The sequence below is a fragment of the Streptomyces sp. SYP-A7185 genome (assembly GCF_046103685.1).
GTDB lineage: Bacteria > Actinomycetota > Actinomycetes > Streptomycetales > Streptomycetaceae > Streptomyces.
On the sequence record NZ_CP122310.1, the window covers coordinates 3,214,298 to 3,236,305 of the forward strand.

A 22,008-nucleotide genomic window follows, 5' to 3' on the forward strand; every position below is an offset into this window, starting at 1 on the left:
GGGACCCCTCCGGGTGTGGTCAATAAGGTAAGGCTAACCTAAACTACGATCACTCCGACTGGAACCCTCACCCACACGACAGGACGGTGGACTTCGGTGCGTAGGCCGCGCTCATTCCGTATCGCCGGCGCGTGGACCGCCGTTCTCGCCCTGGCCCTCACGGGCTGCGGCCCGTCGTCGGACGGCGGTGGCACGACGTCCCCGAAGGCGAAGGCCGCGGCCTCTGCGCCCGACCGGGTCGAGCCGCTGGAGACCCGTCCCGATCCGGTGCTCCCCGCCACCGTGACCTCCGCCGACGGCAAGAAGGTCACCGTCGAGGACACGAGCCGCATCGTGCCGCTCACCGGCAGCCTGAACGAGATCGTCTTCACGCTGGGCCTCGGCGAGAACGTCGTGGCCCGCGACATCACCGCCACCTTCGAAGAGGCGGAGAAACTGCCGGTGGTGACACGTGCGCACGACGTCTCCGCGGAGAGCGTCCTCTCCCTGAAGCCGACGGTCGTGCTCGCCGACACCACGACGGGGCCCGCCGAAGCCATCGGCCAGATCCGTGACGCGGGCATCCCGCTGGTCGTGTTCGACCCGGCGAAGGGCCTGGACGACGTGGGCCCCCGGATCGACGCGGTGGCCAGGACGCTGGGGGTGGAGAAGTCGGGCGACGCGCTCAAGTCCCGTACGCAGAAGCGGATCGACAAGGTGCGGAAGGGCATTCCGGCGTCGGCGCGCACCGAGAAGCCCCGCGTGGCCTTCCTCTATCTGCGCGGCTCCGCGTCCGTCTATCTGCTCGGCGGCCGCGAGTCCGGCGCGAGTTCGCTCCTGGAGGCCGCGGGCGCGGTCGACGCGGGCAAGGCGTCGGGCCTGGAGAAGGACTTCACGGCGATCACCAGCGAGGCGCTCGCCAAGGCGGCTCCGGACGCGATCCTCGTCATGTCCAAGGGGCTCGCGTCGGTCGACGGCGTGGACGGACTGCTCAAGGTCCCGGGCGTCGCCGAGACCCCGGCCGGACTCGACCGCCGCATCGTCTCCATCGACGACGGCGTGCTCCTCAACTACGGGCCGCGCACGGACCAGGTCCTGAAGTCCCTGGTGGAGCAGTTGTACGGGGGCGCGAAGTGACCGTCCTGACCAAAGCGGCGGACGCCACGGCCACCGCCGGAGAGCCGCGGGTCCCGCGTCGCCGCCGGCGCGGCGCCACCGCCTCGCTGACCGCCGGGCTCACCGCGGCCCTCGTCCTGCTCTGCCTCCTCTCCGCCGGCATCGGCGCCTACGACATCCCGCTGGGCGACGTCCTCGGGTCCGTGGGGCACCGGACCGGACTCGGCGGGAGCGCGCTGGACCGGGTCGGCGAGAGCGTCCTGTGGAACGTGCGGCTGCCGCGCGTGACGCTCGCGCTGCTCGTCGGCGGCTCGCTCGGCTGCGCCGGGGCGCTCATGCAGGGCGTGTTCGGCAATCCGCTCGCCGAGCCCGGCGTCATCGGGATCTCGGCGGGCGCGGCCGTCGGCGCGGTGGCGTCGATCGCGCTCGGCCTCAGCTTCCTCGGCAACTGGACCGTGACGGTCTGCGCGTTCGTCGCCGGGCTCGCCACCGTCCTTCTGGTGTACGCCCTCTCGCGCAACGGCGGGCGCACGGAGGTCGTCACGCTGATCCTCACCGGCATCGCCGTGAACGCGTTCGCGGGAGCGCTGATCGGCCTGTGCATCTTCTTCGCGGACAACGCGCAGGTCACCCAGATCACGTTCTGGCAGCTCGGCTCGCTCGCCCAGGCGACCTGGCCGAAGGTGCTCGCCGTCCTGCCGTGCGCCCTGGCCGGACTGGCCGTGGCGCCGCTGTACGCGCGCAAGCTGGACCTGCTCGCGCTCGGCGAGCGGTCCGCCCGGCACCTCGGGGTCGACGTCGAACGGCTGCGGCTCGTCCTGGTCCTGGTGGTGGCGCTGCTGACCGCGGCCGCCGTGGCCGTCGCCGGGATCATCACGTTCGTCGGTCTGCTCGTGCCGCATCTGCTGCGGATGGCGGCGGGGCCCGGCCACCGCTTCCTCGTGCCGGGCAGTGCGCTCGGCGGCGCGGTCGTCCTGGTCGGCGCGGATCTCGCGGCCCGGACGGTGGCGGCCCCCGCGGAGCTTCCGCTGGGCGTGCTCACCGCGCTCTTCGGCAGTCCGTTCTTCTTCTGGCTGCTGCGCAGGACCCGTCGCAAGCAAGGGGGTTGGGCATGATCACGCGGATCGCCGAGCGGCTTTTCCCGTCCGGCCGCGGGCGCGCGCTGCCGGGGGCGTCCGCTCCCGGCGACCCGCTCGCCGAGGCGTCGGACCTCGTGGTGCGGCTCGGCGGGCGCGAGGTGCTCGCCGGGGTGTCCCTCACCGCCCGCGCGGGCGAGGTGCTCGCCCTGGTCGGGCCCAACGGAGCGGGGAAGTCGACGCTGCTCGCCGCGCTGGCCGCCGACCTGCCGGCCGACCGGGGAACCGTGCGCGTCTGCGGGCGGCCCGTCGCCGAGTGGCCCGCGCGGGAACTGGCCCTGCGGCGGGCCGTGCTGCCGCAGGCCGCCGCGCTCTCCTTTCCGTTCACCGTCGAGGACGTCGTACGGATGGGGCGTGCGCCCTGGGCGGGGACGGCTCGGGACGACGAGGACGACCGGGCGGTGCGCGAGGCGATGGCCGCGACCGAGGTGGACGGGTTCGCCGCGCGCCCCTTCTCCGCGCTGAGCGGGGGCGAGCGGGCGCGGGTCGCGCTGGCCCGGGTGCTCGCCCAGCGGACCGCGCTGCTGCTCCTGGACGAGCCGACCGCCGCGCTCGATCTGCGCCACCAGGAGCTGGTCCTCCGTATCTGCCGGGAGCGGGCCGCGGCCGGTGACGCGGTCGTGGTGGTGCTGCACGACCTGGGGCTCGCGGCGGCCTACGCGGACCGGGCGGCGGTGCTGCGGGCCGGGGCCGTCGCCGCGCTGGGGGCTCCGGCGGCCGTGTTCACGGGAGAGCTCCTGAGCGAGGTGTACCGGCAGCCCGTGGAGGTCTTCGCGCATCCGCGGACGGGGGCCCCGGTGGTGGCGCCGATCCGGGGTTCTTGACCCCCGCTTTACCGCTCCATGAGACCCCCTTCACCCTGCCGTGATGACCCTGTGAGCAGGCGCCGCGGGGTGAGAGGTGAATCACGGAACGGGTGGGTATCGGACAGGTAAGGCTCAGTTAAGTTAGGTCCGCCTCACCGGCATGTCGGAACCCTCCGTGAACCGTCTTGGAGCCCTTATGCGCCCCGTCCGCCTCCCCGTCGCCACTGCCATCGCCGCAGCGGCCGCGCTCACCGCCGTCACGGGCTGCACCGAGAAGAGCGACGCCAAGGGCGGCGGCAACACCGTCGAGGTGACCGCCACCGACGACAAGTGCGACGTCTCCGAGACCAAGCTCAGCGCCGGGCACGTCGAACTCGCCATCGAAAACAAGGGTTCCAAGGTCACCGAGGTCTACCTCCTCTTCCCCGACGACCGCATCGTCAGCGAGCGCGAGAACATCGGCCCCGGCACGAAGCAGAAGCTCACCGCCGAGGTGAAGGCCGGCTCGTACCAGATCGCCTGCAAGCCCGGCATGAAGGGCGACGGCATCCGCCAGAAGGTCACCGTCAGCGGCGGCAAGGCCGTCAAGCGCGACCCGCGCCTGGACAAGGCCGTCGCCGACTACCGCGCCTACGCCCAGGAGCAGGCCGACGCGACGCTGCCCAAGGTGAAGCTCTTCACCGACGCCGTCCGCGAGGGCGACATCGACGCCGCCAAGAAGGCGTACGCCAACTCCCGCATCGGCTGGGAGCGCACCGAGCCGGTGGCCGAGTCCTTCGGTGACATCGACCCGAAGGTCGACGTCCGCGAGGACGGTCTGGAGGAGGGCCAGGACCTGGAGAAGGACTGGACGGGCTGGCACCGTCTGGAGCGGGCCCTGTGGAAGGACAAGAAGATCGGCGAGCGCGAGAAGGAGCTCGCCACGCTGCTCGACAAGGACCTCAAGGACTGGCAGAACCGCGTCGGCAAGGCCGAGATCACCCCGACCTCCATGGCCAACGGCGCCAAGGAGCTCCTGGACGAGGTCGCCACCGGCAAGGTCACCGGCGAGGAGGAGCGCTACTCGCACACCGACCTCGTCGACTTCAAGGCCAACGTCGAGGGCGCGGAGAAGGCGTACGGCCTGCTCAAGGCCGTCGCGTCGGAGAACGACCCGGCGCTCACCAAGGAGCTCGACCAGCAGTTCGCGGCCCTGGACAAGCTGCTCGGCGAGTACCGCACGGGCGGCGGCAAGGACTCGTACACCTTCACGTCGTACGACAAGCTCGGCAAGGCCGACACCAAGGAACTGTCGGACGGCGTCAACGCGCTGGCGGAGCCGCTGTCGAAGCTGGCCGCCGCCGTCGTGACGGCCAAGTAGCGGCAGGGGGGACCGGAACGATGACCGAGACCACGCACGACACCGGCGGCGCGTCCGCGCCGGACGGAACGGCGGCTGCGGGTGCGGCGGACACGCCTGGCCGCGGCGCCGGCGCCGGTTCCCCTTCCCGGCGTTCCCTGCTCGGCTGGGGCGGCGCGGGGCTCGCGCTCGGCGCCGCCGTCACCGGGGGCGCCGTCGCGGTGACCCGGTCCGGGGACGAGGCCGTGCCCGCCGCGTCGGCGGGCGGCGCGGTCGCCTTTCTCGGCAGGCACCAGGCGGGCATCGCGACCCCCGTACAGGACCGGCTGCACTTCGCCGCGTTCGACGTGAAGACGGACGACCGCGAGCAGTTCGTGCGGCTCCTGAAGGACTGGACGCAGGCCGCGGCGCGGATGACCGCGGGCCACGAGGTCGGCGAGGGCGCCTTCGGCGGGCTCGCCGAGGCCCCGCCGGACGACACCGGCGAGGCGCTGGGCCTCAAGCCCTCCCGGCTGACGCTCACGATCGGCTTCGGGCCGAGCCTCTTCGACAAGTTCGGCCTGGCGGACAGCCGTCCCGAGGCCCTCGTCGACCTGCCCAAGTTCCCCGGCGACAACCTCGACGCGTCCCGCGGCGGCGGCGACCTGTGCGTGCAGGCCTGCGCGGACGACCCGCAGGTCGCCGTGCACGCCATCCGCAACCTCGCCCGCATCGGCTTCGGCAAGGTCGCGGTGCGCTGGTCGCAGCTCGGCTTCGGCAAGACCTCGTCGACGACGCCGGGCGCGCAGACGCCCCGCAACCTCTTCGGGTTCAAGGACGGCACGCGCAACGTCTCGGGCGACGACGACTCCGCGCTCGCACGGCACGTGTGGGTGGGCGAGAAGGACGGGCCGGGCTGGATGGCCGGCGGCTCGTATCTCGTCGCGCGCCGCATCCGCATGAACGTCGAGACCTGGGACCGGACCCCGCTCGGCGAGCAGGAGGACATCTTCGGGCGCGACAAGGGCGAGGGCGCTCCGGTCGGCAAGGCCAAGGAGCACGACGCGCCGTTCCTGAAGGCGATGAAACCGGACTCGCACGTCCGGCTCGCGCATCCGGACACCAACGACGGGGCGACGATCCTGCGCCGCGGCTACTCCTTCACGGACGGCACCGACGGTCTGGGCCGCCTGGACGCGGGGCTCTTCTTCCTCGCCTACCAGCGCGACGTCCGTACGGGCTTCATTCCGGTGCAGCGCAGCCTGTCGCGTTCCGACGCACTCAACGAGTACATCCAGCACGTGGGCTCCGCGGTCTTCGCGATCCCGCCGGGCGTCCGCGACAAGGACGACTGGTGGGGCCGGGCACTGTTCAGCTGAGGGGATCTGACGACATGTTCGGTAACTACCTGATCGGCCTGCGCGAGGGTCTTGAGGCCAGTCTGGTCGTCTGCATCCTCATCGCCTACCTGGTGAAGACGGAGCGGCGCGACGCCCTGCGGCCCATCTGGATCGGCATCGGCGTGGCGGTGGCTCTGGCGCTCGGCTTCGGCTGCGCGCTCACCTTCGGTTCGCAGGAGCTGACGTTCAAGGCCCAGGAGGCGCTGGGCGGTTCCCTGTCGATCGTCGCCGTCGCGCTGGTGACGTGGATGGTCTTCTGGATGCGGCGTACGGCCCGCCACCTCAAGGCGGAGCTGCACGGCAGGCTGGACACGGCGCTCCAGATGGGCACGGGCGCCCTGGTCGCCACGGCGTTCCTCGCCGTGGGCCGGGAGGGCCTGGAGACCGCGCTGTTCGTGTGGGCGTCGGTGCGGGCCTCGAACGACGGGACGCCGGGTCCGCTGATCGGCGTGCTCCTGGGGCTGCTCACCGCGATCGCGCTGGGCTGGCTGTTCTACAAGGGCACGGTCCGCATCAACCTGGCCAAGTTCTTCACCTGGACCGGCGCCATGCTGGTGGTCGTGGCGGCGGGCGTCCTCGCGTACGGCGTGCACGACTTGCAGGAGGCGGAGTTCCTCGGCGGCCTCCAGAACAAGGCGTTCGACATCAGCGCGACGATCCCGCCCGACAGCTGGTACGGCACGCTCCTGAAGGGCGTCTTCAACTTCCAGCCGGACCCGACGGTCGTCCAGGTCACGGTGTGGCTGCTGTACCTGATCCCGACGCTCGCGTTCTTCTTCGCCCCGGTAGGGTTCGGGCCCGGGAAGGGGAAGGTGAACGCAACGCATGAGCAGGCTTCCAAGGCAGCGCACTCCGATACGGGGCACACGGTCGCGACGGCCGGTCCGGTACGCGATGGTGGCGTCGACGGTGACCGTCCTGACGGTGACGGCGAGCGGGTGCGTGACGGTGCACGGGGAGCGGGAAGTCGTCCCGGCGGCGACGAAGGCTGAGGCCGGCCGCGCGCTGGAGGATTTCCTCACCGCGTACAACAAGGCCGAGAAGGCGTACGACCCGGCCCTGGACGCGGCCCGGGTCACGGGCCCGCTGAGCGCCATCAACCAGGCGGGCCTGAAGTCGCGGGGCGCGCAGAATCCCGGCGGCAACCCCAAGCACCAGCCTCTTGAGCTGACGGACGCCACGTTCTCCATCCCCAAGAAGGCCGGCTGGCCCCGGTGGTTCGTCGCGGACACCAAGGCCAACCGCAGGGGCGACCTGCGCTGGGTCCTGGTCTTCACGAAGGGCAGTGCCGACCAGCTGTGGGAGGCGTCCTATCTGAATCTGGTGGCGCCCTCGAAGGTGCCCGAGCTGAAGAAGGACAAGGACGGCTGGGCCGTGCCGGTCGAGGCGGGGGCCCCGGATCTCGCGGTGGCGCCGAAGAACCTCGGCAAGCAGTACACGTCGTATCTGAAGTCGGGCGGCGACACGTTCGCGCCGGGCGACCACACCTCGACGTGGAAGGCGTTCCGCGACAGGAACACCAAGCGGCGGGGCATCGCCGTGCAGTACATCGACGAGCCGCGCAACGACGGTACGTTCGCTCCGGTGGGCCTGCGCACGAAGGACGGCGGCGCGATGGTCTTCTTCTCGACGCACCACTACGAGAAGCAGACGGCCGCGAAGGGCGTGAACCTCACCGTCGAACCCGACGTGAAGCCCCTCCTGAAGGGCGAGGTCAGGCAGTCGGTGATGCTGGAGCGCATCTCCAACCAGGTCGTCGTCGACCCGACGGGTTCGGGCAAGGTGACGGTCCTGAGCCGCATCCAGGGGCTGACGGGCGCGAAGGGCGAGTGAGCCCGGGCGGTCAGCCCCGCAGCGGCCAGGCGGCGACGTCCTGCTGGGGCTCGCCCGCGACGCGGGCGCACTCGTCGGTGAGCGTCTCCAGGAGGGTCAGCGGGTCCGGCAGCGCGTGCTCGGGGCCGCGGATCCAGTGGACCGCCAGGTCACCGGGGAGCCGGGCGGGCGGCACGAGGACGTACGAACCGCGGCAGTGCCAGCGGAAGCCGGGGTGTTCGTTCGTGGTCTCGGGGTGGCAGTCCAGCTCGCAGGGCCACCACTCGTCCTCGTCCTCGGGGGTGCCGCGGGTGAGCGTGAAGAAGAGCATCCGCCCCTCGTCCATGGCGCCCTCGGACTCGGCGACCGGGCCCACCTCGATGCCGTCCGCGAGGAGCCTGGCGAGCGCCTCGCGCCCGGCGGCCAGCGGCACGTCCAGGACGTCGTGGACCATGCCGGTCGCGGTGATGAAGTTGGCCTGCGGCTGGTGCCTGGCCCAGCGCTCGATCTGCCCGCGCTCGGTGGTGGACTGCGTCTGCCAGGCGAAGGAGATGGGGTGCCGGGCGGGGGTGGGACAGCCGATGCGGTCGCACGAACATCGGTACGCGGAGGGGTGCGCGGCCGGTGAGAGCGGCAGACCCGCCGCCGCGGCGGCGACGAGCAGGGCCTCGCGGTCCGCCTCCACACCTGCCGTGTCCTCCGGTCGGGGACGTCGGCGAAGCCACTGGGAAATCCTGCTCTGCCCGCCGGACCGGCGGCCGAACTCCGCGCCCATCAATCCCCTCACCTCGCATGTGTGCCGAGAAGCATCTCCCATGGTCGCACCATCCTGCTCCTCGGGGGGCCAGAGCCCACATCCGGGGTAGCTGGGGTGATGCACGGCGCAGGGTGACATCGCGCGTCATTGCGTACTAACAGGGGATTTACCCCCCTACCGTGTTCGCCATGGTCACCAGGACTGTGCTCACCGGACTCTCGGGGCTCATGAGCCTCACCACACTGTCCGTCACCGCGCCTACCGGACCGCTCACCCCGCTCGAATGGGGCGGCGGCGGCCCGCTGACGGTGGAGGCACTCCCCCGCATCACGTACACCGCGCACCGCGGCGGCGCCCTGGAGGTCCCGGAGAACAGCATGTCGGGCCTGGTGGCGGCGTACAAGCGCGGCACGGCCCAGGTCATCGACGTGGACACGCGGATGCTGCGCGACGGCACGCTCGTGGCGATGCACGACGCGACCCTGGACCGTACGACGACGTCCAAGGGCCCGGTGAGTTCGCTCACCCTGAGCCAGTGGCGGCAGGTGCGCCTGCGGCCGGGCGCCGGTCTGCCCGGCAGCTGGCGCCCCGAGCGGCCGCCGACGGTCGCCGAGATCCTCGACCGCTTCGGCGGCCGGATCGTCCTGATGCTGGAGGCGAAGGACCCGCGCGGCCTACGGACGCTCGGTTCGCTGATCCGCGCCCGCGGTCTGACGCGCTCGGTGTTCGTGAACTCGAACGAGCCCGCCGTGGCCGCACGCGCCCACGCGATGGGCCTGCTGGCGCAGCTGTGGCGCTCCAGGGCGCAGATGCGCACGGACCGGCCCGAGCTGTGGGCCGGGTTCGTGGACGTCCTGGACGTGGACCACAAGGCGCGGGACGTGGATCTCGTGCGCGCGGTGAACTCGGGGGTCCCCCGGGTGTGGGCGCACACGGTGACCACACCGCGCCAGCGCGACCGGGCCCTGCGCCTCGGCTGCAACGGCGTGATCACGGATGCGCCGGGGCTGCTGGCGCGGACCCCGGTGAAGGGCGCCGAGGGCACGAAGGAGGCGAAGAGCGTGGGCGCCGCCGGCCGGTGGTGGCCGGTCAACTCCGCGTGATCAGCGGGGCGTGATGCCGTAGAGGGCGTATTCGACGAGCTTGTCGGCGTACTCGTGCGAGAGGGTGCCGGTGCGCTGGAGCCAGCGCTGGGCGAGCGGTCCCGTCCACAGTTCCAGGGCGATGCGGGGGTCGACGTCGGGCGCGACCTGGCCGGCCTCCTGGGCGATCTCGATGCGCCGCACGTACATCTGGAGGCCGGGCTCGAGGAGCTTCTCCACGTACTCGGCGCCGAGCTCCGAGTTGAGCATGCCCTCGGCGGCGAGCGCCCGCCAAGGGGCGTCGTACTTGGGGTTCTTGAACTCGTCGACGGTCGCGCGCATGACGAGCTTGAGGTCCGCCTCCAGGTCTCCGGAGTCGGGGATCTCGGTCGGGGTCAGGTCGTGGCCCGCGTTGTCGCTCGCCTCCTGGTGGGCCTGTTCGCCGAGGTCCAGGAAGGCGTCGAGCAGGACGGCCCCCTTCGAGGGCCACCAGCGGTAGATCGTCTGCTTGCCCACGCCCGCGCGGGCGGCGATCGCCTCGATCGTGAGCTTGCCGTACCCGACCTCGGAGACCAGGTCGAGGGCGGCGTCGTAGATCGCGCGGCGCGAGCGTTCGCTGCGGCGCTTGGAGTCAGGAGCGGATTTGGTGGCCATGCCGTCGAATGTAGCAGCGAACGAGCCGAGACGTTCCGTCTCGGAAGCACTTGACAAGACGAGACGTCTCGTTCAGAGTATTCAGCAGAGCGAGACGCGGCGTCTCGCCAGAGGTTCTCGATCCGGAGGTACGCAGATGACGCGAGGCGGAGCAGGAAACATGCTGGGCGTGGGCGGTACGCGCACCCACCTCTCCCGCAAGGCGCTGCGCGGCCAGGACCGCGGCGGCCAGATCGGCGGCGGGCTCAGCCCGCAGGCGCAGAAGCGCGAGCTGCTGCGCAAGCTGCGGGAAGGCCGCTCGGCGCACGGCACGTCGTGAGGCGCGGAGGTGGCCGGTGCCTTGACCGGCCGCCGCCCCGGGTGGACCACTCGATGAACCACCCGTTCAGATCACAGCGCGAGGGCTCCTCAGACCGCACCATGGGCAGCACCTGCCCCACTATGGGCAGCAACCGACCATCGCGGTACGTGAGGAGCCCTCGTTGAGTCGAAATCCTCGTCGCGCCACACCCCGGCGCTATCTGATGTGCTCACCCGCACACTTCAAGGTCACGTACTCCATCAACCCCTGGATGGACCCCTCCAAACCGGTCGACGTCCCGCTGGCCGTCGCCCAGTGGGAGGACCTGCGCGACCGCTACCGCTCGCTCGGCCACACCGTCGAGGAGCTCACCCCGCGTCCGGGCCTGCCGGACATGGTCTTCGCCGCGAACGGCGCGACCGTCATCGGGGGCCGCGTGCTGGGCGCGCGGTTCGCCCATCCCGAGCGCGGCCCCGAGGCCGTCGCCCACCTGGAGTGGTTCCGGGAGCACGGCTTCACCGACCTCCACGAACCGACGCACATCAACGAGGGCGAGGGCGACTTCGCCGTCACCTCCTCCTACGTCCTCGCCGGGCGCGGCTTCCGGGCCAGCCCCCTGTCGCACGGGGAGGCGCAGGAGTTCTTCGGCCGCCCGGTGCTCGGGCTCGATCTCGTCGACCCCCGCTACTACCACCTGGACACGGCGCTCGCCGTGCTGGACGACGCGACGGACGACGTCATGTACTACCCGCCCGCGTTCTCGCCGGGCAGCCAGGCGGTCCTGCGGCGCCTCTTCCCCGACGCGCTCATCGCCGAGGAGCCGGACGCGGTGGCCCTCGGGCTCAACGCGGTCTCGGACGGTCTGCACGTGGTGCTCCCGCAGGCCGCCGTCGGCCTGTTCGCACCCCTGCGGGAGCGTGGCTACGAACCCGTCGTGATGGACTTGAGCGAACTGCTCAAGGGCGGCGGCAGCGTGAAGTGCTGCACGCAGGAGCTGCGCCTCTAGGGCGTCGCCGTCGTGGGGCCGCGCCTCTGCGTCGCCCGCGTGGGACTACGCCTCTGCGTCGCCTTCGTGGGGCGGCCAGGCGTCGCCCCACTGAGCGTCCCGGGCCGCGCGGTACAGCGGCCCGTGGCGCTTGGTCACCGTCTCGCGGTGCAGTGCCTCGTCCGCCGCGCACAGGTCGAGCAGGACCTGGCCCTTGCGGATCTGCGGCTTGCGCACGACCCGCCGCGGCGCAGGACCGGCGTCGAAGCGGACCGCCGCGACGTAACTGAACTTCTCGTCCTCGTACGCCAGGGAGCCGCCCTTGATCTTCCGGTGCAGGGAGGAGCGGCTGACGCGGGCGGAGAAGTGGCACCAGTCCTCACCGGGCGCAATGGGGCAGGCGGCGCTGTGCGGGCAGGGCGCGGCGACGCGGAAGCCGGCGGCGATCAGCCGGTCGCGGGCCTCGATGACGCGGGCGTAGCCGTCGGGGGTGCCGGGCTCGACGACGACGACCGCCTGCGCGGCCCCGGCCGCGGCGTCCACGACCGAGCGCCGGTCGTCCTCCGTCAGCTCCTTGAGGACGTACGACACCGTCACGAGATCGGTGCTCTCGATGCTGAGCGCCGCTCCGATCCGAGAGCGCTGCCACCGCACGGTCTTCAACCACGGGTTCGATGCGGCCAGTTCACGGCCCAGGGCGAGGGCGGGCTCGGCCCAGTCGAGCACCGTGACGGGCCGCTCGCCGTCCCAGGTCGCGCTCACCGCCCAGGTCGCGGCACCGGTGCCGCCGCCGACGTCGACGTGGCTGCCGGGCACCCAGCCGGCGGGGGCGGCGTCCGCGAGCGCCCCGAGCGCGGAACGCACGGCCTCGAAGGTCGCGGGCATGCGGTAGGCGGCGTACGCGGCGACGTCGGCGCGGTCCCGCAGGATCGGCGCGTCGGTCGGGGTGAGCCCCCGGTAGGTGGCGATCAGCCGGTCGACGGCCTGCGCGGCCTGCTTGGGCTCAAGCCCGTCGAGCAGCCCGGCGAGGGCACTGCGCAGGGTCTCGGCCGGGGCTGCCGGAAAGAGCGGGGCGTTCACCCCGTGATTCTACGGGGGCGCGGGGAGGGTGAGATCCCGCCGGACTCCGGTCCCGTGGGCCCCGGTCCCGCGGGCTCCCGCCCCGCGCTAGCGGGCCGCGCGGGCCAGACGGGTCGCCGCCCGTGCCCGGGGCCCGCTGTCGGCGGCCCCGCGCCTCGGGTGGACCGTGTTCGCCAGGAGGATCAGGAACGTGTCCGTGGCGGGGTCGATGACCAGGGACGTCCCGGTGAACCCCGTGTGGCCCGCCGCCCCCCGCCCCGCGAGCTCCCCCATGAACCACTCCTGGTCGAGCCCGAAGCCGAACCCCGGCGGCGTCAGCATCAGCTCCACGAAGTCCGGACCGAGGATCCGCGCCGTGCCGTACGAGCCGCCGCACAGCAGGGCGCGGCAGAAGACCGCGAGGTCGCGCGCGGTGGAGAAGAGCCCGGCGTGGCCCGCGACCCCGCCCAGCGCCCAGGCGTTCTCGTCGTGCACCTCGCCCCGCAGCATGCCCCGGTCGGCCTTCGCCCAGGGTCTGCGCTGGTCCTCGGTGGCGGCGGCGTCGGGGCGCGGTCCGAAGCCGGTGGCGGCCATGCCGAGCGGCCGGGTGATGCCCTCCCGCACGAGCACGTCGAGCGGGCGCCCGGTGAGGCGCTCCAGGACGTGCTGGAGGAGCAGCATGTTCAGGTCGGAGTAGAGGTGGTCGCCCGGCGGAGCGGACGGTGCCTCGGCCCGCAGGGCCGCCAGCCGCGCGGCGTCGTCCGGGCAGTCGTACAAGGGGAGTTCGGGCCGCAGCCCCGAGGTGTGCGTGAGCAGCTGGCGCACGGTGATGCCGTGCTCGGCGGCCGCCGTGAACTCCGGGACGTACGCGCAGACCAGCGCGTCGATGCCGAGCGTGCCGCGCTCCAGCTGCTGCATGGCGGCGACCGTGGTGAACAGCTTGGTGAGCGAGGCCAGGTCGAAGGGCGTGCCCGTGCGGGTCAGGACCTGCTCGGCGGGCGGCAGTTCGACCCCGGCGTCCTTCTGCGGGTCGTACGCCGCGTAGCGCACCGCGCGGCCCACCGCCTCCTCGACGGCGATCACCGGTCCGCGTCCGGCGAGCACGACGGCGCCCGAGCACCAGGGCCGCTCGCCGCGCGTCAGTGCGCGCACCTCGCGTACGAGGTGGTCCATCTCGTCCGTGTCGAGCCCCGCGCGGTCCGGCGTCCCGGCGCGCAGCAGGCGTGGCGCGGTCAGAGGTCCGTCCCCTCCCGGTTCGGTCTGGCCGAGTGCTGCCAGGGGCGGCACAGTCCCAAGAAGCAGCCTATGGCCGCAAGAGCGCAGACGAGCTGCACCACGGCCATCGGCACCGCCGTCGCCTCGCCCGCGATGCCGACCAGCGGGGACGCGATCGCGCCGACGAGGAACGAGGAGGTGCCGAGCAGCGCCGACGCGGAACCGGCGGCGTGCGGGGTGCGCATCAGGGCGAGGGCGTTCGTGTTGGGCATCGCGAGGCCCATCGCCGACATCAGGACGAAGAGCCCGGCGGCGACGGGGAACAGCCCGGCGTGTCCGAAGACCCCCGAGGTCATGAGGAGCAGCGCGGTGGCGGCGAGGACGATGACCGCAAGGCCGACGGCGAGCGCCTTGTCGAGGCTGACGCGGCCGACGAGGATCTTGCCGTTGATCTGGCCGACGACGATCAGGCCGACGGAGTTCACGCCGAAGAGCAGGCTGAAGGTCTGCGGGGAAGCGCCGTAGATCTCCTGGATCACGAACGGCGAGGCGGAGATGTAGGCGAAGAGGGCGGCGAACGCGAAGCCGCCCGCGATCATGTACCCGGTGAAGACGCGGTCGGCGAGCAGCGTCTTCATGGTGCGCAGCGCCTCGACGGTGCCGCCGCCGTGCCGGTTCTCGGGGGCGAGCGTCTCGGGCAGGCACCGCCACACGAGGACGGTCAGGGCGATGCCGACGACGGTGAGCACGGCGAAGATGCCGTGCCAGTCGGTGAAGCGCAGGACCTGGCCGCCGATGAGGGGCGCGACGACCGGGGCGACCCCGGAGATCAGCATGAGGGTGGAGAAGAAGCGGGCCATCTCCACGCCGTCGTAGAGGTCGCGGACGACGGCGCGGGCGATGACGATGCCCGCGGCGCCCGCGAGGCCCTGCAACAGGCGGAAGGCGATGAGGAGTTCGGCGGTGGGCGCGAACGCGCAGATCGCGGTGGCGAGGATGTAGACCAGGAGGCCCACGAGCAGCGGTCTGCGCCGCCCCCACTTGTCGCTCATCGGCCCGACGACGAGCTGGCCGAGCGCCATGCCGGTGAGGCAGGCGGTGAGGGTCAGCTGCGCGGTCGCGGCGGACGTGTGCAGCGAGCGGGTGACCTCCGGGAGCGCCGGCAGGTACATGTCCATGGAGAGCGGCGGCACCGCGGTGAGCCCGCCGAGCACGAGGGTGACGAGGATGCCGGTGCGGCGCCGGGCGGCGAGGGTGCCGGCGGCCGGGGTCGCCGGCGCCGTGCCCTTCTCCCCCGTCCGGGACTGCCGTATGAGGGGGTGGTCTGACCCACTCGTCGTGCGGCTGCCGTGCTCCGGCATGCGGATTCCCTCCCGATTAGGCGTGCGATTACCTATGCTCTCAGCTCAGCTGTGCTGGTTGAGACCATTTCCGAGCTACTCCGCGGTACGGACAGGGGCCCCTGTGGTGGAAGACAACCGTGAGCCCGTGCGCTGGGGCATCCTCGCCACGGGCGGGATCGCCGCATCGTTCACGGCGAACCTCCTCGACATGCCGGACGCCGAGGTGGTCGCGGTGGCGTCCCGGTCCGACGCGTCGGCGCAGGCGTTCGCCGAGCGGTTCGGGATACCGCGCGCGTACGGGGAGTGGAGCGCGCTCGCCGAGGACAAGGGCGTCGACGTGGTGTACGTGGCGACGCCGCACGCCTCGCACCGGACGGCGGCGGGGCTCTGCCTGGAGGCCGGCCGCGCGGTGCTCTGCGAGAAGGCGTTCACGCTGAACGCGCGCGAGGCGCAGGAGCTGGTGACGCTGGCCCGGCGGCGCGGCCTCTTCCTGATGGAGGCCATGTGGATGTACTGCAACCCGCTGATCCGGCGGATGAAGGCGCTGGTCGACGACGGGGCGATCGGTGAGGTGCGGACCGTGCAGGCGGACTTCGGGCTCGCGGGTCCCTTCCCGCCCGCGCACCGCCTCAGGGATCCGGCGCAGGGCGGTGGCTCGCTGCTCGACCTCGGGGTGTATCCGGTGTCGTTCGCGCACCTGCTGCTCGGGGAGCCGTCGGGGGTGACGGCGAGTGCGGCGCTCTCGGACGAGGGCGTCGATCTCCAGACGGGCATGCTGCTCTCGTACGAGAGCGGTGCTCACGCCGTGTTGCACTGCTCCATCAACGCGGGCACCCCCGTCACCGCCTCCGTCACCGGTTCGGAGGGCCGCATCGACCTCCCGAACGGCTTCTTCTTCCCGGAGCGCTTCGTGCTGCACCGCGACGGCCGCGACCCCGAGGAGTTCGCCGCCGTCCCCGAGCACGGCCCCCGCGACAGCCTCAAGCACGAGGCCGCCGAGGTCATGCACCGCCTGCGCGCGGGCGACACGGAGTCCCCCCTCGTCCCGCTCGACGGCACCCTCGCGGTCATGCGGACCCTGGACGCGGTGCGCGAGCGGATCGGGGTGCGCTACCCGGGCGAGTGAGCGCACCCCCGTGGACCGGCCGGGCTACGCGGGCTTCAGGCCCGGGTCACCCGCCTCCGTCACGAAGGACGCCGCCGTGGTGATCGGCGCCCCCGGCTTCGTCACCGCCGAGACGGTCTTGAAGTCGGCGCGCGCGGACTCCTGGCCGAGGTCCACGGTCACGTATCCGCGCCGCCCGTTGTAGAACTTCAGGTGCGGGTTGGCCTTGGTGTAGGTCTCCCAGTTCGCGGGCTTCTCGGCGCCGTCCTTGCCGCTCGCTATGGACGTGGCGACGATCTCCGTGCCGACCGTCCTGGACGTCTGGTCGTCGAAGTCCTCCTTGATGTCGAAGGCGTACCCGACGTGGACGTCGCCCGTGAGCACCATCAGGTTGTCGAGCCCGGCCGACTTCGCGCCCGCCAGGACACGGTCGCGCGAGGCGCTGTAGCCGTCCCAGGCGTCCATGCTGACCTTCGCCACCGCGTTCAGGTCCAGCTTGCGCTGGGAGAAGGTGACCTGCTGGGGCACGACGTTCCACAGGGCCCGCGACCGCCGCCAGCCGTCGATGAGCCAGCGCTCCTGCGTGGCCCCGGTGAGGGTGCGCTTGGGGTCGGTGGACTCCGGGCCCGGGACGTGGGAGCCGTCGCCGTAGGCCTGGTCGGAGCGGTACTGCCGGGTGTCCAGGATGTCGAACTGCGCGAGCCTGCCCCACTGGAGACGGCGGTAGAGCTGGAGGTCGGGGCCCTGGGGCCGCTGCGGGCCGCGCAGCGGCATGTTCTCCCAGTACGCGCGGTAGGCGGCGGCGCGGCGCACCAGGAACTCGGCGGGCGGGTTGCCGTTCTCGTCCAGGTCGCCCGCGTAGTTGTTCTCGGCCTCGTGGTCGTCCCAGGTGACGACGAAGGGGTGCGCGGCGTGCGCGGCGCGCAGGTCCGGGTCGGACTTGTAGAGGGCGTACCGCAGGCGGTAGTCCTCCAGGGTCTGCGTCTCGCGGTTGTAGAGGGCGGGCAGCGTGCGGTCGGTGTAGTTCCGGGCCCCGCCGACCGCGTTCACGGCGTACTCGTAGAGGTAGTCGCCGAGGTGGAAGACCACGTCGACGTCGTCCTGGGCCAGGTGTTTGTACGCGGTGAAGTAGCCGTCGTGGTACGCCTGGCAGGAGACCGCGGCGAGCGTCAGGGAGCTGACCTTGCTGCCGATGGCGGGGGCGGTGCGGGTGCGGCCCGTCTCGCTCGTCCACCGGCCCGCCTTGAAGCGGAAGTAGTAGGTCCGGCCGACGCCGAGCTGGCCCACCTCGACGTGGACGGTGTGGTTGAACTCGGGGTGGGCGGTCACGGAGCCGCGTCTGACCACCCGGCGGAAGCGCTCGTCGTGGGCGAGCTCCCACTGGACGGTGACGCGCTCGGCGGGCAGACCGTTGCCCGGCTCGTACGGGGACGGGGCGAGGCGGGTCCAGAGCAGGACGGAGCCGGGCCGCGGGTCGCCGGAGGCCACGCCGAGCGTGAACGGGTCGTCGGCGATCTTCCGCGCGTCCAGCTCGGCGGCGCTCGCCGCGCCCGCCGTGGGCAGGTTGGTGGCGAAGGCGAGCGTGGCGGCGGCGCCGGTGACGGTGAGGAAGCGGCGGCGGCCCAGGTGGCGTGCGGCGGCGCGGAGCTCTGCGGTGTCCTGCTGGCCTGCGGGTGTCATGTGGCCCTCCCCTGACGATTGGTGTCACGGGCATGCAAGTGGTGGGGGACGACGCGCGACTGTCGCGTACACAACACCCGCATGGCGGGACGATGATGTCCGCGTGGACGGGCCTCCCGTACGCTGCGGGGCCATGAACGCAGAGCTAACTGGACAGTCGGCAGGACGGACGAGGACCGCCGTGGTGACCGGCGCGGGCTCCGGGATCGGCCGGTCCGTGGCGGTGGAACTGCTGCGGGCCGGATGGTCCGTGGCGCTCGCCGGGCGCCGCAAGGAGACCCTGGAGGAGACGGCGGCGATCGCCGCGGGCGTGTCGGAGGGCGCGGCCGTACGGCCCGTCCCGCACGCCGAGGGAGCGGGCGAACCCAACGCCCCGGCGCGGACGGACGCGCTGTGCGTGCGCACCGACGTCACGCGTCCCGAGGACGTGGCCGCGCTCTTCGACGCGGTGCGCGACCGCTTCGGCCGCCTCGACCTCCTCTTCAACAACGCGGGCACGTTCGGCCCCGGCGGCGTGCCGGTCGACGAACTGGAGTACGACGCGTGGCGGCACGTCGTCGACACGAACCTGAACGGCGCGTTCCTGTGCGCGCAGGCGGCCTTCCGGCAGATGAAGGAGCAGGACCCGCAGGGCGGCCGGATCATCAACAACGGCTCGATCTCCGCGCACGTGCCGCGCCCGCACTCCATCGCGTACACGGCGACGAAGCACGCGATGACCGGCCTGACGAAGTCCCTCTCCCTGGACGGCCGCCCCTACCGGATCGCCTGCGGCCAGATCGACGTCGGCAACGCGGCGACGGACATGACCGAGCAGATGCAGGCCGGAATCCTCCAGGCCAACGGGGAGTTGGTCCCGGAGCCGGTGATGGACGTGTCCGACGTGGCGCGGACCGTGCGCCACATGGCGGAGCTGCCGCTGGAGGCGAACGTGCAGTTCGCGACGGTCCTGGCGACGAACATGCCGTTCGTCGGGCGGGGTTAGCCGGGGGCGGGCGGGGTTGGTCGCGGGCACAGGCGGGCGGCGCCGTCGAATGCCCATGAGCTGGCCGTGCCGTGGCCGACCGTGACCCCGTCCTCACGGTCGGCCCATATCTTCACAAACGGAATAGGAAGTCCCGCCTCAATTACGCGCATCACACCCCGTATGCTCAGCGAGCCCTCCACGAGAACTCCACATTCAGAGCACACTCGGAGCACACCTTGCGCATACGTTCCGCCGCCCCGGCCGTCCTCGCCGCAGCCGCCCTCGCGGCCCCGCTGCTCGCCGCGTCCCCCGCGACGGCTGCCGCTGCCGCGCACCAAGGCGGACTGCACCTCGGATACATCCAGTTCGACAGCCCGGGCAGCGACACCCGCTCGAACTCGTCGCTGAACGCGGAGTGGGTGAACATCCACAACAACTCCGGCTCGGCGGTCCAGCTCAAGGGCTACCAGCTGAAGGACAACACCGGCTACACGTACACCTTCGGCAGCTACAAGATCGGCGCCGGCAAGACCGTGAAGGTCCGCACGGGCAAGGGCACCAACGCGTCCGGCGTCCGCTACTGGGGCCGCGGCTCGTACGTCTGGAACAACACCAGCGACAAGGCCCGCCTCATCAAGCCGAGCGGCTCGCTCAAGGACTCCTGCTCCTGGACGAACAGCAACCCCGGGTACAAGAGCTGCCACTGACGGCTGATCGGTCGGCGGCCGACGGTGAGCGGCTGACGGCTGACGGCTGACGGCTCACAAGCCACTGTGAAGGGGATGAGGGGGCAGGGCAGCTGCTCCGTGGCGGCCGGTGGGGACCCGCGCAGGGGAGCGGCGGGCAGAACCGGGACCGCGGAGCGGTTGCCCTGCAAGGCGTTGCGCCCCCGGGGGCCCTATGAAGACTCAGACTCACAGATGAAGACTCACAGACTTTGGTCGAGGGGTGAGGGGGCTCCGCTCCCCTGAGGGCTCCCTTCACCTGAGGGCTCCTTTCACCTGCCCAGGATCCGGTCGACCTCGGTCAACTCCCCTGCGGTCAGGGGCCCGTACCGCAGCGCCCCCACGTTCTCCTCGACCTGCGCGACCGTCCGGAATCCCGGCACGGGCACGGCCTGCGGGCTGCGCGCCCAGAGCCATGCGAGAGCCCCCTGGCTCAGGGTCCGCCCACCGCCGGTCAGCACCGACCGCACCGCCTCGACCCGGCCCAGCCACGCGGGATCCGCTCCCCCGCCCGTACCGAAGCCCGGCAGCCACGCGGGCGGCGCGCTGCGGATGTCTCCGGCCGTCGGCACGCGCCCGCCGCCGAACTTCCCGGTCAGCAACCCCATCGCCAGCGGACTCCGCAGCACGCTCACGAGCCCCGACTCCGCGCACAGCGCCAGCATCTCCGGGGCGTCCTGAAGCACGTTGCAGCGGTGCTGGATCGCCGCACAGTGCGGACCCCCGGCGAACAGCGCAGCACGGGCCGGGTCGTCCGTGCTCCAGCCGTACGCCCTGATCAGCCCCTCGCGTACGAACTCCTCGCACACGTCACGGAGTTCGGCGGCCCGCACCAAGTCCGCGTCCCCGATGTGCAGTTGGTAGAGGTCGACGTGATCCGTACCGAGCCGCTTCAGGGAAGCGGTCAGGGCGCGGCGCGCATACGCGGCCGAGTCGTCCGCCCTTCCGAGCGCGGTCCGCGTCTCCTCGTCGAAGAGGTTGCCCCACTTCGTGGCGATCACGACGTCGTCCCGCCGCGCGCCGAGGGCGCGCGCGAGGATCCGTTCGCTGTGCCCGGTCCCGTAGTTGTCCGCGGTGTCGAAGAAGGTCACGCCCAGGTCGACGGCCCGCCGGATCGCCCGCACCGACTCCTCGTCGTCGACCGCGCCCCAGCCGTACGGCTCACCGCCCGGCCCCGACCACTCGCCACCGATCGCCCAGCAGCCGAGCCCGAGCGCGCTGACCTCGATGCCGCCGCGTCCCCATGTCCTGCGTGTCGTCTCCATGCCTGTGCACGCTAGGAGTTGAAGCGCGGACGAAGGCAAGGGCGCGGACGTGGATGTGCACGTGGACGTGGACATGGACGTGGACGTGGATGTGAACGTGAACGTGAACGTGAACCTGTCGGTAAGCCGGTAGCCCGATGCGGGGATTCAGGCCTGGCCCGTCTCGAAGCGGGAGACCTTCCCGCCTTCGACGGTGAACCGCCACTTGGTCCGCATCTCGCCCCACGTGTCGTTGCGGTACGAGACGAGCAGCGCGCGTCCGCCGTCCGACTCGTTCTCCACGTCCATGTGGCCGTTCGAGGAGAAGACCTCGCGCTCCGTCCACTCGGCGATGTCCCGGTCGGTGCCGTCGTCGGACATGGTCGCGCCGGGGGCGAGCAGGGCCTCGAAGGCACTCTGGTCGTGCGAGTTCACGGCGGTGACGAAGGCCCTGACCGTCGGGTCGGAGAGCCGGTTTACCTGAATGCTCATGCGCCCACGGTCACACCGGCCGCCCGGCCGCGCCACCGGACGCGGTCACCCGTACGGCCGATTGAGCGGGGTGCGGGGCCCGGCTCTGACGGACGGTGGAGGGACGAGCACAGGCACGCACCAGCGTCGCCTCCACCTCGCACCTCCAGCCTCGCACCTCCCACCTCCCACCTCCCACCTCAGGAGACAGCGCCATGACCCGTTCCTGCTTCGACCGACGCGACCTCGGCCTTCTGCTGCTCCGCGTCGGCACCGGCGGCGTCCTCGCCGCGCACGGCGCCCAGAAGCTCTTCGGCTGGTTCGGCGGGCACGGCATCGAGGGCACGGGCGCCTTCATGGAGTCCATCGGCTACAAGCCCGGCAAGGCGAACGCCGTCATCGCCGGGCTCGCGGAGGCCGGCGGCGGCACGCTGCTCGCCCTGGGCCTCGCGACCCCGGCGGCCGGCTCCGCGGCGGCGGGCGCCATGGCCGGGGCGACCGCGGTCCACGCCCCCAACGGCTTCTTCAGCCAGGGCGGCGGCTACGAGTACCCGGCGTTCCTCGGCCTGGTCTCCGCCGCCCTCGCCGTCACCGGCCCCGGCGCCTACTCCCTGGACTCCTCGCTCGGCCACACCTTCAACCGCAACTGGATGGTGCCCGCCGCCCTCGCGGGCACGGCACTGGGCGTGCTCGTGACGGTGGGCTCGCGGACGAAGAACGTACGGGAGCAGGAGAGCACGTCGGACGCGTGAATCGGACACGTGAATCGGCACGTGAATCGGCACGTGAATCGGCACGTGAATCGGCACGTGAATCGGACACTTAAAAGGGCAGGGCGGGACGGGACCTGACG

General features: G+C 72.0%; 22 protein-coding genes. 14 read left to right on the forward strand and 8 right to left on the reverse strand.

Annotated elements, in window-relative coordinates:
• Nucleotides 1-96: 96 nt before the first annotated feature.
• The 7 genes from QBL25_RS14140 (at nucleotide 97) to QBL25_RS14170 (ending at nucleotide 7,588) form a co-directional block, all read left to right on the forward strand.
• The gene (locus QBL25_RS14140) at nucleotides 97-1,116 is read left to right on the forward strand and encodes a hemin ABC transporter substrate-binding protein (RefSeq protein ID WP_409057395.1); all 1,020 of its coding nucleotides are present in this window, start codon (nucleotides 97-99) and stop codon (nucleotides 1,114-1,116) included.
• Nucleotides 1,113-2,210, forward strand: a complete 1,098-nt coding sequence (locus QBL25_RS14145) for a FecCD family ABC transporter permease (RefSeq protein WP_409057396.1) — start codon at nucleotides 1,113-1,115, stop codon at nucleotides 2,208-2,210. The genes QBL25_RS14140 and QBL25_RS14145 overlap by 4 nt, the downstream gene beginning before the upstream one ends.
• Nucleotides 2,207-3,055 carry a heme ABC transporter ATP-binding protein gene (locus QBL25_RS14150; RefSeq protein ID WP_409057397.1) on the forward strand — a complete coding sequence of 283 codons (849 nt, stop codon included), beginning with the start codon at nucleotides 2,207-2,209 and terminating at the stop codon, nucleotides 3,053-3,055. Before QBL25_RS14145 ends, QBL25_RS14150 begins: the two co-directional genes overlap by 4 nt.
• 178 nt (nucleotides 3,056-3,233) lie before the next feature.
• Nucleotides 3,234-4,397: an iron uptake system protein EfeO gene (gene efeO, locus QBL25_RS14155; RefSeq protein ID WP_409057398.1), complete on the forward strand. Its 1,164-nt coding sequence runs from the start codon at nucleotides 3,234-3,236 to the stop codon at nucleotides 4,395-4,397.
• A gap of 20 nt (nucleotides 4,398-4,417) precedes the next feature.
• A complete protein-coding gene (gene efeB / locus QBL25_RS14160) occupies nucleotides 4,418-5,734 on the forward strand; it encodes an iron uptake transporter deferrochelatase/peroxidase subunit (RefSeq protein WP_409057399.1) in 1,317 nt (438 codons plus the stop codon).
• Between the two features lie 14 nt (nucleotides 5,735-5,748).
• Nucleotides 5,749-6,747, forward strand: coding sequence for an iron uptake transporter permease EfeU (efeU, locus tag QBL25_RS14165; protein ID WP_409057400.1), 999 nt, complete (start codon nucleotides 5,749-5,751; stop codon nucleotides 6,745-6,747).
• Entirely contained in the window at nucleotides 6,650-7,588 is a 939-nt protein-coding gene (locus tag QBL25_RS14170; RefSeq protein ID WP_409062640.1) for a hypothetical protein, read from the forward strand. Before efeU ends, QBL25_RS14170 begins: the two co-directional genes overlap by 98 nt.
• A 10-nt stretch (nucleotides 7,589-7,598) precedes the next feature.
• On the opposite strand, the gene QBL25_RS14175 is transcribed toward QBL25_RS14170, so the two are convergent.
• Nucleotides 7,599-8,342: a bifunctional DNA primase/polymerase gene (locus QBL25_RS14175; protein WP_409057401.1), complete on the reverse strand. Its 744-nt coding sequence runs from the start codon at nucleotides 8,340-8,342 to the stop codon at nucleotides 7,599-7,601.
• A 170-nt stretch (nucleotides 8,343-8,512) separates the two neighbouring features.
• On the opposite strand from QBL25_RS14175, the gene QBL25_RS14180 reads away from it, so the two are divergent.
• The gene (locus tag QBL25_RS14180) at nucleotides 8,513-9,427 is read left to right on the forward strand and encodes a glycerophosphodiester phosphodiesterase (RefSeq protein ID WP_409057402.1); all 915 of its coding nucleotides are present in this window, start codon (nucleotides 8,513-8,515) and stop codon (nucleotides 9,425-9,427) included.
• Here QBL25_RS14180 and QBL25_RS14185 read toward each other — a convergent pair whose 3' ends face one another.
• Complete coding sequence (locus QBL25_RS14185; protein ID WP_409057403.1) at nucleotides 9,428-10,060, reverse strand: TetR/AcrR family transcriptional regulator; 633 nt, start codon at nucleotides 10,058-10,060, stop codon at nucleotides 9,428-9,430.
• 136 nt (nucleotides 10,061-10,196) lie between these two features.
• On the opposite strand from QBL25_RS14185, the gene QBL25_RS14190 reads away from it, so the two are divergent.
• Together QBL25_RS14190 and ddaH are read left to right on the forward strand one after the other, a co-directional pair.
• Nucleotides 10,197-10,379 carry a DUF6243 family protein gene (locus QBL25_RS14190; RefSeq protein ID WP_409057404.1) on the forward strand — a complete coding sequence of 61 codons (183 nt, stop codon included), beginning with the start codon at nucleotides 10,197-10,199 and terminating at the stop codon, nucleotides 10,377-10,379.
• A 163-nt stretch (nucleotides 10,380-10,542) separates the two neighbouring features.
• Nucleotides 10,543-11,367 (forward strand): dimethylargininase, encoded by an 825-nt coding sequence (gene ddaH, locus QBL25_RS14195; RefSeq protein ID WP_409057405.1) that lies wholly within the window; start codon nucleotides 10,543-10,545, stop codon nucleotides 11,365-11,367.
• A gap of 45 nt (nucleotides 11,368-11,412) precedes the next feature.
• On the opposite strand, the gene QBL25_RS14200 is transcribed toward ddaH, so the two are convergent.
• The 3 genes from QBL25_RS14200 to QBL25_RS14210 form a co-directional block, all read right to left on the reverse strand.
• A complete protein-coding gene (locus QBL25_RS14200; RefSeq protein WP_409057406.1) occupies nucleotides 11,413-12,426 on the reverse strand; it encodes a small ribosomal subunit Rsm22 family protein in 1,014 nt (337 codons plus the stop codon).
• An 87-nt stretch (nucleotides 12,427-12,513) separates the two neighbouring features.
• Nucleotides 12,514-13,683 carry a serine hydrolase domain-containing protein gene (locus QBL25_RS14205; protein WP_409062641.1) on the reverse strand — a complete coding sequence of 390 codons (1,170 nt, stop codon included), beginning with the start codon at nucleotides 13,681-13,683 and terminating at the stop codon, nucleotides 12,514-12,516.
• Nucleotides 13,638-14,981 (reverse strand): Bcr/CflA family multidrug efflux MFS transporter, encoded by a 1,344-nt coding sequence (locus tag QBL25_RS14210; protein WP_409057407.1) that lies wholly within the window; start codon nucleotides 14,979-14,981, stop codon nucleotides 13,638-13,640. The genes QBL25_RS14205 and QBL25_RS14210 overlap by 46 nt, the downstream gene beginning before the upstream one ends.
• A 127-nt stretch (nucleotides 14,982-15,108) precedes the next feature.
• Between QBL25_RS14210 and QBL25_RS14215 the strand changes: the two genes are divergently transcribed.
• Nucleotides 15,109-16,089: a Gfo/Idh/MocA family protein gene (locus QBL25_RS14215; RefSeq protein WP_409062642.1), complete on the forward strand. Its 981-nt coding sequence runs from the start codon at nucleotides 15,109-15,111 to the stop codon at nucleotides 16,087-16,089.
• A gap of 24 nt (nucleotides 16,090-16,113) precedes the next feature.
• On the opposite strand, the gene QBL25_RS14220 is transcribed toward QBL25_RS14215, so the two are convergent.
• Nucleotides 16,114-17,748 carry an alkaline phosphatase D family protein gene (locus QBL25_RS14220; protein ID WP_409057408.1) on the reverse strand — a complete coding sequence of 545 codons (1,635 nt, stop codon included), beginning with the start codon at nucleotides 17,746-17,748 and terminating at the stop codon, nucleotides 16,114-16,116.
• 133 nt (nucleotides 17,749-17,881) lie between these two features.
• Here QBL25_RS14220 and QBL25_RS14225 point away from each other — a divergent pair, with 133 nt between their 5' ends.
• Entirely contained in the window at nucleotides 17,882-18,733 is an 852-nt protein-coding gene (locus QBL25_RS14225) for an SDR family oxidoreductase (protein ID WP_409057409.1), read from the forward strand.
• A 218-nt stretch (nucleotides 18,734-18,951) separates the two neighbouring features.
• Nucleotides 18,952-19,422: a lamin tail domain-containing protein gene (locus tag QBL25_RS14230; protein ID WP_409057410.1), complete on the forward strand. Its 471-nt coding sequence runs from the start codon at nucleotides 18,952-18,954 to the stop codon at nucleotides 19,420-19,422.
• A gap of 290 nt (nucleotides 19,423-19,712) precedes the next feature.
• Here QBL25_RS14230 and QBL25_RS14235 read toward each other — a convergent pair whose 3' ends face one another.
• Nucleotides 19,713-20,705 carry an aldo/keto reductase gene (locus QBL25_RS14235; protein ID WP_409057411.1) on the reverse strand — a complete coding sequence of 331 codons (993 nt, stop codon included), beginning with the start codon at nucleotides 20,703-20,705 and terminating at the stop codon, nucleotides 19,713-19,715.
• A gap of 147 nt (nucleotides 20,706-20,852) precedes the next feature.
• Complete coding sequence (locus tag QBL25_RS14240; protein ID WP_409057412.1) at nucleotides 20,853-21,176, reverse strand: nuclear transport factor 2 family protein; 324 nt, start codon at nucleotides 21,174-21,176, stop codon at nucleotides 20,853-20,855.
• A 194-nt stretch (nucleotides 21,177-21,370) separates the two neighbouring features.
• On the opposite strand from QBL25_RS14240, the gene QBL25_RS14245 reads away from it, so the two are divergent.
• A complete protein-coding gene (locus QBL25_RS14245; RefSeq protein WP_409057413.1) occupies nucleotides 21,371-21,907 on the forward strand; it encodes a DoxX family protein in 537 nt (178 codons plus the stop codon).
• The last annotated feature ends 101 nt before the right edge of the window (nucleotides 21,908-22,008 follow it).